The 13,500-nt window shown below is 60.0% G+C and carries 13 protein-coding genes; 12 read left to right on the top strand and 1 reads right to left on the bottom strand.

Features of this window, described 5'->3' with window-relative positions:
- Nucleotides 1–34: 34 nt before the first annotated feature.
- Nucleotides 35–817, bottom strand: a complete 783-nt coding sequence (gene flgA, locus PH586_RS06195; RefSeq protein ID WP_271346891.1) for a flagellar basal body P-ring formation chaperone FlgA — start codon at nt 815–817, stop codon at nt 35–37.
- Nucleotides 818–893: 76 nt separating this feature from the next.
- Here flgA and PH586_RS06190 point away from each other — a divergent pair, with 76 nt between their 5' ends.
- The 12 genes from PH586_RS06190 to flgK all read left to right on the top strand — a co-directional run bounded on the left by PH586_RS06190 (nt 894) and on the right by flgK (nt 13,412).
- Nucleotides 894–1,829 carry a chemotaxis protein CheV gene (locus PH586_RS06190; protein WP_271346890.1) on the top strand — a complete coding sequence of 312 codons (936 nt, stop codon included), beginning with the start codon at nt 894–896 and terminating at the stop codon, nt 1,827–1,829.
- Between the two features lie 208 nt (nt 1,830–2,037).
- Entirely contained in the window at nt 2,038–2,865 is an 828-nt protein-coding gene (gene cheR, locus PH586_RS06185) for a protein-glutamate O-methyltransferase CheR (RefSeq protein ID WP_271347059.1), read from the top strand.
- 412 nt (nt 2,866–3,277) lie between these two features.
- Nucleotides 3,278–3,685, top strand: a complete 408-nt coding sequence (gene flgB / locus PH586_RS06180) for a flagellar basal body rod protein FlgB (RefSeq protein ID WP_271346889.1) — start codon at nt 3,278–3,280, stop codon at nt 3,683–3,685.
- A gap of 14 nt (nt 3,686–3,699) precedes the next feature.
- Nucleotides 3,700–4,149 carry a flagellar basal body rod protein FlgC gene (flgC, locus tag PH586_RS06175; RefSeq protein WP_271346888.1) on the top strand — a complete coding sequence of 150 codons (450 nt, stop codon included), beginning with the start codon at nt 3,700–3,702 and terminating at the stop codon, nt 4,147–4,149.
- Between the two features lie 21 nt (nt 4,150–4,170).
- The gene (flgD, locus tag PH586_RS06170) at nt 4,171–4,836 is read left to right on the top strand and encodes a flagellar hook assembly protein FlgD (RefSeq protein ID WP_271346887.1); all 666 of its coding nucleotides are present in this window, start codon (nt 4,171–4,173) and stop codon (nt 4,834–4,836) included.
- Nucleotides 4,837–4,880: 44 nt separating this feature from the next.
- On the top strand, nt 4,881–6,284 hold the full coding sequence (locus PH586_RS06165; RefSeq protein WP_271346886.1) for a flagellar hook protein FlgE: 1,404 nt from the start codon (nt 4,881–4,883) through the stop codon (nt 6,282–6,284).
- 407 nt (nt 6,285–6,691) lie between these two features.
- Nucleotides 6,692–7,432 (top strand): flagellar basal body rod protein FlgF, encoded by a 741-nt coding sequence (locus PH586_RS06160; RefSeq protein ID WP_271346885.1) that lies wholly within the window; start codon nt 6,692–6,694, stop codon nt 7,430–7,432.
- Between the two features lie 46 nt (nt 7,433–7,478).
- Complete coding sequence (flgG, locus tag PH586_RS06155; protein ID WP_079201391.1) at nt 7,479–8,264, top strand: flagellar basal-body rod protein FlgG; 786 nt, start codon at nt 7,479–7,481, stop codon at nt 8,262–8,264.
- 61 nt (nt 8,265–8,325) lie between these two features.
- Entirely contained in the window at nt 8,326–9,021 is a 696-nt protein-coding gene (gene flgH, locus PH586_RS06150) for a flagellar basal body L-ring protein FlgH (protein WP_238041730.1), read from the top strand.
- 11 nt (nt 9,022–9,032) lie between these two features.
- Nucleotides 9,033–10,136, top strand: a complete 1,104-nt coding sequence (locus PH586_RS06145) for a flagellar basal body P-ring protein FlgI (RefSeq protein WP_271346884.1) — start codon at nt 9,033–9,035, stop codon at nt 10,134–10,136.
- A 10-nt stretch (nt 10,137–10,146) separates the two neighbouring features.
- Nucleotides 10,147–11,319 (top strand): flagellar assembly peptidoglycan hydrolase FlgJ, encoded by a 1,173-nt coding sequence (gene flgJ, locus PH586_RS06140; RefSeq protein ID WP_271346883.1) that lies wholly within the window; start codon nt 10,147–10,149, stop codon nt 11,317–11,319.
- 8 nt (nt 11,320–11,327) lie between these two features.
- Nucleotides 11,328–13,412: a flagellar hook-associated protein FlgK gene (gene flgK, locus PH586_RS06135; RefSeq protein ID WP_271346882.1), complete on the top strand. Its 2,085-nt coding sequence runs from the start codon at nt 11,328–11,330 to the stop codon at nt 13,410–13,412.
- Nucleotides 13,413–13,500: the final 88 nt, after the last annotated feature.

Raw genomic sequence — 13,500 nt, 5'->3', positions numbered from 1 at the left:
ACTAGAGCCGTTCTGGAAGACGCGAGAATCGTGCCTACATGGCTACTTCAACTTGACCGGGTCCTATTACCCGCGCCTTGACTATACGTTTCGAGCGTTGGTTGCGCACATTGATCTGTTTGCCGATGACCCCGTCGGATAGGGCTTCTCCTGGCGTGCGCACGCTCATGCTGCCGCTGCGTGCGCTGATCACCACCTGGTCGCCTTTGCGAATGGCCTCGGCTTGCTCGACATTCACCGGCGCCACTACCTGATCGGTTTGCATTGGGCGCGTCAGTTTTTTGCCGACAGCTTGCCTGAGGCTGGTCAGATAACCTTGGTTGAGTAGACCGACTTCGCGCTCCGCCAGGCTCACGTCCATATCTGTCAGGACGGCCTCGCGCTTGAGTGGGCGGATGGCGGTCACCACGTCGCGGTAGAGCCTGACCTCGCCGGGAACGAAAACCGTCCAGGGTGAACTGCCATCACAGCGTACCCGCAGGGTGACGCGTCCGATGGGCTGGGCAGGGCTTTCCAGGCTAATCGCCAATTCCTTGTCACACAGGGGCAGGCGTAAGCGTGGGTCTATACGGTTGATTTCAACCTCATGTCGCCCTTGAATGTCGCTGCGCTGCAGGTAGTCGACCACTGTCAGCTCAAGAAAATCCTGGGTTGCGCCGATAAGCTGTTCAGGCAAGGTTGTCGCGGCGGGTGCCACGGAGCTGTAGCCGAGCGCGAGCAAAGCAGGTAAAACTGCCAGCCAATGGCGGCCTTTTGCCGGCAGGTATCGATACCTGCTCCGGTAGAAGTGTCGAAAAGTTGTCGTTTCTGCGTTCATGCAGAGTGATTAGCAAGGCGCGTGCCGCCTGCTACGCTAAGCACAATGTGCGCTACTCAAATACAGGGGTTGGGGCATGGCCGGTGTAATGGATTCGGTTAACCAGCGCACGCAGTTGGTTGGGCAGAATCGTTTGGAACTGCTGCTGTTTCGTCTCGATGGCGGCCAGCTTTATGGCATCAACGTATTCAAGGTGAAGGAGGTGCTGCAATGCCCCAAGCTCACCATCATGCCTAAGTCCAGCCCGGTCGTGCGGGGGGTGGCGAGTATTCGGGGGGGCACCATCCCTATTCTCGATCTGTCCATGGCTACCGGGCGGCCGCCGCTGGAGGATCTGAAGAACAGCTTCGTCATCATCACCGAATACAACACCAAGGTTCAGGGCTTTCTGGTGCATTCGGTCGAGCGCATTGTCAACATGAACTGGGAGGAGATCCATCCACCACCCAAGGGGGCAGGGCGTGATCACTACCTCACTGCGGTGACCCGCCTGGACAAGGAGTTGGTGGAGATCCTCGACGTGGAGAAAATCCTCGCCGAAGTGGCCCCAACCTCCGAGGTGATTTCTGTCGGCGTTGTTGATGCCCAAACCCAAAGCAAGGCGCTCAGCAAGCGTGTACTGATCGTCGATGACTCATCGGTGGCTCGCAAGCAGGTGACTCGCTGTCTGCAAACCGTTGGGGTGGAGGTCACGGCGCTGAACGATGGCCGGCAAGCTCTGGAGTATCTGCGCAACATGGCGGAGGAGGGCAGGCATGTCGATGAAGAACTGCTGATGCTGATTTCCGACATCGAGATGCCGGAAATGGACGGCTATACCCTGACCGCAGAGATCCGCAGCGATGTGCGTATGCAGAAGTTGCACATCCTCCTGCATACTTCACTTTCCGGGGTGTTCAATCAGGCCATGGTAAAGAAGGTTGGTGCCAATGACTTTCTTGCCAAGTTTCGTCCTGATGACCTGGCATCGCGGGTGGTTGCACGCATCAATGAGGTCGATCGGACCGAGTGAACGCTGGGCGAACGCCTGCAGGGGGGTGTCTCGCGCACGCAGAACCGCAGGCTGTTCCCGCTGCCGGGCTTGGCTTTTTCACGCGTAAATGAGTTGTTGAGCCTGTTTTAATCGCCATATCTCCGAATGCAGCAGTTCTGCTTAGGTCTGAAGATAGGGCAGCGGGTGCATCTTTCAGTGCAATACTTTGATTGGCGAGGCCTGGCTAGTGTCTTCAGGTAATTTGGATTTTGAGCAGTTCCGGACGTTCCTGGAAAAGGCCTGTGGCATTTTGCTGGGTAGCAATAAGCAGTATCTGGTATCCAGCCGATTGAACAAGTTGCAGGAGCAACACGGGATCAAGACCCTGGGGGAGTTGGTGCAGCGTATGCAAAGCCAGCCGCGTAGCGGTTTGCGTGAGCAGGTAGTGGATGCCATGACCACCAATGAAACGCTGTGGTTTCGTGACACCTATCCCTTCGAGGTACTGAAGAAGCGGGTCTTGCCCGAAATGATCAAGGCGGCTCCAGGCCAGCGTCTGCGCATTTGGTCTGCGGCCTGTTCTTCGGGGCAGGAGCCTTACTCCCTGTCGATGAGCATCGACGAGTTTGAGAAAACCAATATCGGCCAGCTCAAGGCAGGCGTGCAGATTGTTGCCACCGATCTGTCGCCGTCGATGTTGGCTAATTGCAAATCCGGTGAATACGACAGCCTGGCAATGGGGCGTGGCCTGTCGCAAGAGCGCTTGCAGCGCTATTTCGATCCGAAAACGCCTGGGCGGTGGGTGGTCAAACCGGCGATCAAGAGTCGCGTCGAGTTTCGTCCGCTCAATCTGATGGACAGTTATGCCAGCCTGGGCAAGTTCGACATCGTGTTTTGCCGCAACGTGCTGATCTATTTTTCCGCCGACATGAAGAAAGACATCCTCACGCGTATTCATGCCATGTTGAAGCCGGGTGGCTACTTGTTCCTGGGCGCGTCTGAGGCGCTCAACGGACTGCCGGATCGTTATCAGATGGTGCAATGCAGTCCGGGGATCATCTACAAGGTGAAGTGAGCCGGTTGCACAGGCGTGCACTGATATAGAAGCGGGAGGCCAGTGGCCTCCCGTTTTTGTTTACTGCTTGGGTGTCAATTTCGCCGATTGTCCTCGCCGCAGGCGTCCCCCCCCCCCCCCGCCGGTCTAAATTGCGCCCTGGCTTATCCGTATATGGCGCCGCTTCCGTTGGTGACTCATGGTTCGTGGTTGAACGAAGCACACGATCGGCTGTGACCATGCGCAGCGGCAAAACCTTGACCGGCCTGTCGAATTGTTTGCCATGAGGCGGAAAAGTCTTGCCGCTTGACCGATCAAGGCAGCTTAAATATTTAATAAGTTGTTGAAATATAAGGGGTAAATTAAATGGCACGACCTTTGCTAAATGTCTTGTACGCAAAACAGGCAAGCCCAACGGCAAAGGTTCCTGACCATGAGCATCAGCTTCGACAGCGCACTAGGCATCCACGAGCGGGCACTCAGCTTTCGCGCCGATCGTGCCGAGGTGTTGGCCAATAACATCGCCAACGCCGATACGCCCAACTACAAGGCGCGTGATCTGGATTTCGCTACGGTGCTGGCCGAGCAGAGTGCCAGTGCCCCGCGTGGTTCGGCCGGTCTGGCCCGCACCAACAGTCGGCACATTGCCGCCGAGGGCATGGCCATGGGCAGTGCCAACTTGGCCTACCGCATCCCCTCGCATCCATCGATCGATCAGAACACCGTTGATGTGCAGGTCGAGCAGACCACTTACGCGGAAAATGCGGTGAACTTCCAAGCCAGTTTCACCTTTCTAAACAGCAAATTCAAAGGGCTGGTCAGCGCCCTGCGCGGCGATTAAAGGAGCCTGATGCCATGTCACTCGCCAGTGTTTTCAATATCGCCGGAACCGGCATGAGTGCCCAGAGCACTCGTCTGAATACCATTTCCAGCAACATCGCCAACGCCGAGTCGGTGTCGTCGAGCGTCGATCAGACCTATCGCGCACGCCATCCGGTATTTGCCACCATGTTCCAGCAGTCCATGGGCGATGGCAGTGGCAGTGGCTCGTTGTTCGCCGAGCAGGACCAGGCCGGCAGCGGCGTGCAGGTGCTGGGTATCGTCGAGGATCAGAGCAGTCTGAAACCTCGCTACGAGCCGAACCATCCGGCGGCGGATGAGGGCGGCTATGTGTACTACCCCAATGTCAATGTGGTCGAGGAAATGGCCGACATGATTTCCGCCAGCCGGGCGTTCCAGACCAACGTCGAGATGATGAACACGGCCAAACAAATGTTGCAGCGCGTACTGACCCTGGGTCAGTAAACCGCAGGAAGGGGATAAGGCATGAGCACTGTAAATGGCGTCAGTTCGGCACTCGACCAATACCAGATCAAGAGTGACACCTCGGCCAATAAAGAACTGGGCAAGAACGAATTTCTCAACTTGCTGGTGGCGCAACTGAACAACCAGAATCCCCTGGAGCCCCAGGGCAACGGCGAGTTCATCGCCCAGTTGGCGCAGTTCAGCCAGGTCGAAGGTATCGAGAAACTCAACACCAGCATGGGTTCGCTGCTCTCGGGCTACCAGTCGTCCCAGGCGCTGCAGGCCTCATCCCTGGTCGGCAGCAAGGTGATCATCCCGACCGACAAGGCGCTGGTGGACACCAGTGAGAGCTTCAAGGCCAGCATGGTCCTGCCGACCAGCAGCAGCAATGTCTACGTCAACGTCTACGACAACGCGGGCACGGTGGTGAGCCGGATCAACATGGGCGAACAGGCCGCCGGCAACGTCAGCTTCATCTGGGACGGCAAAGATGCCAGCGGCAAGGTATTGCCGCCCGGCACCTACAAGTTCGAGGCGCAGGCCACCTATGAAGGCGAGACCAAGGGGCTTTACACCATGCTCCCGGCCAACGTCGACAGTGTGGTGCTGGGCGGCAGCGAGTTGATGCTCAACCTGGCGGGGCTTGGCAGTGTGCCGCTCTCCCAGGTGCAGGTCATCGGTGAGTAATTTCAGGATTTTAACCGCCGGCCAAACCGGCAAAGGAGACTTCCATGGCGTTCAATATCGGTCTTAGCGGCCTGCGCGCTGCGACCAGCGATCTCAACGTGACCGGCAACAACATCGCCAACGCCGGTACGGCTGGCTTCAAGCAGTCGCGTGCGGAGTTTTCCGATGTCTATGCGGCTTCGGTGAACGGCTCCGGCAAGAATGCGGTGGGTAGCGGTGTGCTCCTGAGCAACGTCTCGCAGCTGTTCAACCAGGGCAATGTCAACTACACGCAAAATGCCCTGGACCTGGCGATCAACGGCAACGGTTTCTTTCAGACCAGCAACAACGGCGAGGTCAGCTACACCCGTGCCGGCTATTTTGGGACCGATCGCGATGGCTTCATGGTCAATAACTTCGGCTTCAAGCTGCAGGGCTATGCCGTCGATGGCAACGGCAACCTGCAGAATGGCGTGATCAGCGATCTGCGCATCGAAACCGCGAGCCAGGCGCCGAAAGCGACCACGACGCTGGATCAGGCATTCAACCTGAACTCGACCAATACCGTGCCGACATCCTGGCAGAGCACTTACGACGCATCGATCGCCAGTGCCGTAGATCCGCTGAACCCGACTGCCGCGGAAGTCACCGCTGCCGAGGCGGCGGGCAACGCCACCTTCGATCCGGCCGATCCAACCACCTACAACTCCTCCACTTCGACCAACGTCTACGACACCCAGGGCAATGCCCATGTACTCAGTCAGTACTTCGTCAAGACCGGTGCCAACGAGTGGCAGATGAATGTGTTGGTCGATGGGCGCAATCCGGCTACGCCGACATCCACCACGCCCTACTCGATGGCCGTCGGCTTTACTGCCAGTGGCCAACTGGATACCAGTAGCCTGACCTCCAGTGCAGCCTTCACCGTCGATGCCACCGGGCGCTTTACCATGAATGGCTGGGTACCCGCAGCGTCGGATGGCGGCGTACCGCCGGTATGGTCGAGCAATGGCGCGAATGCCAGCCCCACCGGCATTCTGGTCGATATGCGCAATTCCACCCAGTTCTCCAGTTCCTTTGCAGTCAACAGCGTCAGTCAGGACGGCTACACCACCGGGCAACTGGCGGGTCTTGAGATCGACGACACCGGAGTGATCTTCGCCCGCTACACCAACGGTCAATCCAATGTGCAAGGACAGGTGATCCTGGCCAGCTTCGCCAATGTGCAGGGCCTGACTCCGGTAGGCAAGACCGCCTGGGTGCAGTCCTTTGCCTCGGGTGAGCCGGTGGTCGGTACGCCGCGCAGCGGTACCCTGGGCGCCTTGCAGTCCGGTGCCCTGGAAGACTCCAACGTCGAACTGTCCGATCAACTTGTCAACCTGATCGTCGCCCAGCGCAACTACCAGGCCAACGCCAAGACCATCGAGACCGAAAGCTCGATTACCCAGACCATCATCAACCTGCGCTGATAAGGCGCGGTAGTAGGGTGCCATCGATTGACGCCACCGATTGATGGGTATCGCTGCGCTCAACGCCATCCTACGGTTCACCGCTCCATCAGCGTGATCAGGGCTTTTGTAGGATGTGGCGGGCCGCGTAGGCTTGAGCGCAGCGATAGCCATCGGCGTTCATGCGGATCGCTGCTTAATCCACCTGATTGGGTCGACGGCAGCGTCTCTTCACGGCAGGCAACGGCTTTGCCGCTGGCGGCAATAATCCGCCGACTCAATCACGAAAGGCTCCTCGCGGAGCCTTTCTGTATTTTAAATGCTCATATATTTCAATATCTTGCAGGTTATTCCAGGAGGGTGGCACGACGTTTGCTCAATTACCTTGTATAGAGCAGCGGGCGTCACGCCCAACTCGGAGGATAACCATGGACAAGATGCTGTACGTCTCCATGACTGGAGCCCACAACAACAGCCTGGCCCAGAGTGCCCACGCCAACAACCTGGCGAATATCTCGACCAACGGCTTTCGCCGCGACTTCGAGCAGGCGCGCTCGATGCAGGTCTTTGGCGACACGCTGCCGGCGCGGGTCTATGCCATGACCGAGCGCCCCGGTACCGATTTCACCCCAGGCTCAATGCAGGAAACCGGTCGCGACCTGGATGTGGCGATTGGCGGGCGCGGTTGGCTGGCCGTGCAGGCCGCCGACGGCAGCGAGGCTTATGTGCGCACTGCCAGCCTGAATATTGACGCTCTGGGGGTGTTGCGTACCGGCAACGGTTTGCCGGTGATGGGCAACAGTGGGCCGATTGCCGTGCCGCCGGAGCAGAAAATCGAGATCGGCCAGGACGGCACCATCAGCATTCGCGCCCTCGGCGAAGGCCCCAGCGTGCTGGCCGAGGTCGACCGGCTGAAGCTGGTCAATCCCGATCTCAAGCAGATGGAGAAGGGCAGCGACGGCCTGATTCGCTTCAAGGGGACCGGGCCGGTGCAGGCGGATGCCGCGGTGCAGGTGACCTCCGGCTTTCTCGAGTCGAGCAACGTCAATGCGGTGGAAGAGATGACGGCCATCCTCTCGCTGTCCCGCCAGTTCGAACTGCAAGTCAAGATGATGCGCACCGCCGAAGACAATGCGGCCGCTGTGGCGCGGGTTTTGCAAATTAGCTAATTACCAGCACGCAGCGCCTTGATAATGGCGCTCGAGGAGAATGTATATGCTTCCGGCACTGTGGGTCAGCAAGACCGGTCTGTCCGCTCAGGACATGAACCTGACCACCATTTCCAACAACCTGGCCAACGTCTCGACCACGGGCTTCAAGCGCGACCGGGCCGAGTTCGAGGATCTGCTGTATCAGATCCGTCGCCAGCCAGGTGGCCAGTCCAGCCAGGACAGCCAGCTGCCGTCCGGTTTGCAGCTGGGTACCGGTGTGCGGGTGGTCGGCACGCAGAAGATCTTCACCGCCGGCAGCCTGCAAACCACCGAGCAGCCGCTGGACATGGCGGTCAACGGTCGCGGTTTCTTCCAGGTGTTGATGCCCGATGGCACGGTGTCCTATACCCGTGACGGCAGCTTTCACCTCAATTCGGACGGCCAGGTTGTCACCTCCAACGGTTATGCCCTGGAGCCGGCGATCGTTCTGCCCAACGAAGTGCGCACCTTCACCGTTGGCGAAGACGGTACGGTTTCGGTGACCACCGACGGCAGTCCGCAGCCGCAGATCGTCGGCAATTTGCAGACCGCCGACTTCATCAATCCGGCCGGCCTGGAAGCGATCGGCAACAACCTGTTCCTGGAAACCGCCGCCAGCGGGGCACCGCAGGTCGGCACGCCGGGCCTCAATGGCCTGGGCACCACCCTGCAGAACACCCTGGAAAACTCCAACGTCAGCGTGGTCGAGGAGTTGGTGAACATGATCACCACCCAGCGCGCCTACGAGATGAACTCGAAAGTCATCTCCACCGCTGATCAGATGCTGGCCTTCGTTTCGCAGAATCTTTAACGCCTGATGCTGGGCGACAGCCCGGTCCTGGCTCGATATAAAACGCGGTGAGGTAGTGGTTATGAACCGGCTGGTAATAGTGCTCTCGATGCTGGGTCTTGCGCTTCTGGGTGGCTGCGTCTCACCGCCAGCGAAGCCCAACGACCCGTACTACGCGCCGGTCCTGCCGCGCACGCCGTTACCGGCGGAGCAGAACAATGGCTCGATCTATCAGGCCGGCTTCGAGAACAACCTGTTCGGTGACCGCAAGGCCTATCGCGTCGGCGACATCATCACCATCACCCTCAACGAGCGCACCCAGGCCAGCAAGAATGCCGGCTCGCAGATCCAGAAGGACAGCAGTGCCGACATCGGCCTGACCTCGCTGTTCGGTGGCGCGGTATCGGCGGCCAATCCGTTCTCCGACAATAAGTTGTCGCTCGGTGCCGAATACAACGCTAGCCGCGACACCCAGGGCAGCAGCAAGGCGGCACAGAGCAACAGCCTGAGTGGTTCGATCACGGTCACCGTGGCCGAGGTGCTGCCTAATGGGATTCTGGCCGTACGTGGCGAGAAGTGGATGACCCTCAACACCGGCGATGAGCTGGTGCGCATTGCCGGCCTGGTTCGCGCCGACGATATCTCCACGGACAACACGGTGGCCTCGACCCGTATCGCCGACGCCCGCATCACGTATTCCGGTACCGGCTCCTTCGCCGAAGCCAGTCAGCCGGGTTGGCTCGATCGGTTCTTCATCAGCCCGCTGTGGCCGTTTTGAGGCTGGAAAACATGAGTATGTCGAAGTGGATGATTATCTTGGCCGCCTTGCTGCTGACACCTGTCGCGCAAGCTGAGCGGCTCAAGGACCTGGCCAGCATCCAGGGCGTGCGCAGTAACCAGCTGATCGGTTACGGCCTGGTGGTCGGCCTCAATGGCAGTGGCGACCAGACCACCCAGACGCCCTTCACCGTGCAGACCTTCAACAACATGATGGCGCAGTTCGGCATCAAGGTGCCGCAAGGTGGCAACGTCCAGCTGAAGAACGTCGCGGCGGTGTCCATCCATGCCGACTTGCCCGCGTTCGCCAGGCCGGGGCAGACCATCGATATCACCGTTTCCTCTATCGGCAACGCCAAGAGCCTGCGCGGTGGCAGCTTGTTGATGGCGCCGCTCAAGGGTATCGACGGTAATGTCTACGCCATTGCCCAGGGCAATTTGGTCGTCGGCGGTTTCGATGCCGAAGGCGGCGACGGTTCGCGGATTACCGTCAATGTACCCTCGGCGGGGCGTATTCCAGGCGGCGCATCGGTCGAGCGCTCGGTGCCCAGCGGTTTCAATCAGGGCAATACCCTGACGCTCAACCTCAATCGCCCGGACTACACCACCGCAAAGAATATCGTCGACCAGATCAACGACCTGCTGGGCCCCGGCGTCGCCCAGGCGCTCGACGGCGGTTCGATCCGCGTCAGTGCGCCGCTGGATGCGAATCAGCGCGTGGATTACCTGTCGATCCTGGAAAACCTCGAAGTGGAAGTCGGCCAGGCAGTGGCCAAGATCATCATCAATTCACGCACCGGCACCATCGTCATTGGCCAGAACGTGCGCGTGCAGCCGGCCGCCGTCACCCACGGCAGCCTTACGGTAACCATTACCGAAGACCCTATCGTCAGTCAGCCGGAAGCCTTATCCGGTGGGCAGACCGCGGTAGTGCCACGCTCGCGGGTGGGTGCCCAGCAGGAAGCCAAGCCGATGTTCAAATTCGGCCCCGGAACCACCCTGGATGAAATCGTCCGGGCGGTTAACCAGGTGGGCGCATCGCCCTCCGACCTGATGGCCATCCTGGAGGCGCTCAAGCAAGCCGGCGCCTTGCAGGCCGACCTGATTGTCATTTGAGGTATAGGTTATGGATTCTCGACTCTCGGCCGGTTTGCTCGGCAGCGTCAACACCAACAGCCCGCTGGACAGCGGCGCTTTCACCGACCTGAACCGCCTCAACCAGTTCAAGCTCGGTGGTGACAGCGAAAAGAACATTCGCAAGGTGGCGCAAGAGTTCGAATCGCTGTTTCTCAATGAAATGCTCAAAGCCATGCGTTCGGCCAACGAAGTGTTCGCCGAAGGCAATTTCATGAACAGCAACGAGAGCAAGACCTACCAAGACATGCACGACCAGCAATTGTCGGTGACCCTGTCGAACAACCAGAACGGCATCGGCCTGGCCGACGTGCTGGTGCGGCAGATGTCGCAGCTCAAGGACGCCGGCAGTCGGCCCAATCCTTTCGCCCAGGTCGATCAGCCGGTGCCGAGTGCGCCGAGCAAGCCATTGGCCAGGGTCGACAGCAGCCGCGACGATTCATCCTTGCTCAACCAGCGGCGTCTGTCGCTGCCGGGCAGGCTGAGCGACCGGATGATGGCGGGCATCGTGCCAACGGCTGGCGCGGTAGCTGCACAACCGCTGGCGCAGAACGACTGGATTCCGGCCAAGGCGTTTGCCGCTCCCGCCGACAAGGCCCTAAGCCTGAACGGCGCGGATGCCATCAGCGGTCGTCGTCTGGCCCTGGCGCCGGGCAAGACAGCCTTCGCCTCGAAGGACGAGTTCATCGCCGCGATGCTGCCGATGGCCGAGCAGGCCGCCGAGAAAATCGGCGTCGATGCGCGCTATCTGGTGGCCCAGGCTGCTCTGGAAACCGGTTGGGGCAAGTCGATCATTCGCCAGCAGGACGGCAGCAGCAGCCACAACCTGTTCGGTATCAAGAGCCACAACAGCTGGGATGGCGAGTCGGCGCGGGTGCTGACCACCGAATACAAGGGCGGTAAGGCCGTCAAAGAGGCTGCGTCCTTCCGCTCCTATGAGTCCTACGCCCACAGCTTTGATGATTATGTGAGCTTTCTGCAAAGTAACGGCCGCTACGAGAAAGCCCTCGATGCCACGCAGAACCCTGAGCAATTCGCCCGCGAGCTGCAGAAGGCCGGTTACGCCACCGACCCGCAGTACGCACGCAAGGTGGCGCAGATCGCCCGGCAGATGTCGACCTACCAAACGATCGCGTCCAGCGACACCGCGCTGACCCAGGGGTGAATTGAGCCATGGCTGACTTACTGAGTATTGGCCTGTCCGGGTTGTCGGCGAACAAGACGTCGCTGTCAGTCACGGGCCACAACATCACCAACGTCAACACCCCAGGCTTTTCTCGCCAGGATGCGGTGCAGGCCACGCGTAACCCGCAGTTCAGCGGCGCCGGCTATATAGGCTCGGGCACCACCCTGGTGGATATCCGTCGTACTTACAGTGAATTTCTGACCACCCAGGTGCGCAGCAGTACCGCGCTCAGCTCCGATGTCGAGGCGTATAGAAGCCAGATCGAACAGCTCGACTCGCTGTTGGCTGGCACCACCACCGGCATCACGCCCTCGCTGCAGAAATTTTTCTCGTCCCTGCAGACGGCCGCCGAAGACCCGGCCAATATCCCGGCGCGGCAACTGGTGCTGTCCGAGGCGGAAGGCCTGGCCAGGCGCTTCAACACGGTGTCCGACCGGATCACCGAGCAGAACGAGTTCATCAACAAGCAGATGGTGGCCGTCAGCGATCAGGTCAATCGCCTGGCCACCTCGATCGCCAGCTACAACGATGCCATCGCCAAGGCTGCGGCCAACGGCCAGCAGCCCAACGACCTGCTCGATGCGCGCGAAGAGGCGATCCGCCAGCTCTCCACTTACGTCGGCGTGACCGTGGTGGCGCAGGACGACAACACGCTCAACCTGTTCGTCGGCTCCGGCCAGCCGCTGGTAGTGGGCAGCACCACCAGCCGCCTGGAAGTCGGGCCAGGGCAGGGCGATCCGACCCGTTTCGAGGTGAGCTTCGTCAGCGGCGGCTCGCGTCAAGGCATCACGTCGTTGATCACCGGTGGCGAGCTGGGCGGGCTGATCCGCTACCGCGCCGAGACCCTGGACCCAACCCTCAATTCGCTGGGGCGACTGGCCCTGGCGGTCAGTGACCAGGTCAACACCCAGCTCGGTCAGGGCCTGGACCTGAAGGGCCAGGTGGGCACGGCGCTGTTCGGTGATTACAACGATACGGCGCTGGCCCAGTTGCGGGTGCGGGCGTTCTCAAGCAATACCAGTAACGTCCAGCCGGCGCTGAATATCACCGACACCAGCGTGCTCACCACCAGCGACTATCGCCTGGAACTCAAAGACACAACAGTGCCGCCAACCTTCCAGGCGCGGCGCCTGAGCGATGGCGCGGCGATGACCGTGAGTCCGAACCCGCCTGGCGCTTATCCGGCGACTCTGACCTTTACCGATGCGGCTGGTCGCGACCAGGGCTTCGAGCTGGCTCTCGATTCCGCTCCGGCGGCGGCGGACAAGTTCCTCCTGCAACCGACCCGGCGGGGCGCCACGACCATCAGTGCCCAGTTGGATCAGCCCGATCAGTTGGCGTTTGCTGCGCCCTTGCGCTCGGAGGCCAATTTACAGAACCGCGGTAATGCGGTGATCGGTCAGCCAGAGATAACCAACTCTTTCGACCCAATGGAGTTAGCCAATCTCAAGGCGATCAATTCGATTGGGCTGACGTTCGATGCGGCCAATAATCGCCTGCAATTCAGCAGCCCATTGCCGGCTGGGGTGACCATTACTTCGCCTGCGCTGCCCGCGTTGCCCGCGCCTCAAGTGCAGGCTATGGGCATCACGCCTGGGCAAAGCAATCAGCTCAGTTATGTCGTCGAGGTCGATGTCGGGGGCGTTGTGCAGTCCTACACGATCAGCCAGAGTTTCAGCGGTCGCCCGGAAAATGGCGATAGTTTCAGTATGGGATTCAATGCCAATGGCGTATCGGACAACCGCAACGCCCTGAAATTGGTCGATCTGCAGAACAAGCAGACCGTAGGCGTGGATCGCTCAGTGGGCATCAGTACCGGCGTCAGCTTCACCGATGGCTATGGTGATCTGGTCGAGCGAGTCGGCACCCTGACCGCGCAAGCCCGACAGGACAGCGAAGCCACCGGCGCCATCCTCAAGCAAGCGACCAACAACCGCGACTCGCTGTCGGCGGTCAACCTCGACGAAGAGGCCGCCAACCTGATCAAATTCGAGCAGTACTACAATGCATCGGCGCAAGTCATTCAAGTTGCGCGCTCTTTGTTCGATACCCTGCTCAATACCTTTAGATAAATGTGCGCCGATCTCAGGCGCCTGCAGGACAATCCCTTCTCCCTCCGGGAGCGGGTTCGGGTGAGGGGCTGCTAGCGGCGGCCAGACT

This window comes from Pseudomonas aestuarii (genome assembly GCF_027988105.1).
Taxonomy (GTDB): Bacteria; Pseudomonadota; Gammaproteobacteria; order Pseudomonadales; family Pseudomonadaceae; genus Aquipseudomonas; species Aquipseudomonas aestuarii.
The sequence above is the reverse complement of the archived record's forward strand: the minus strand, read 5'-3'. Positions and strand labels throughout refer to the sequence as shown.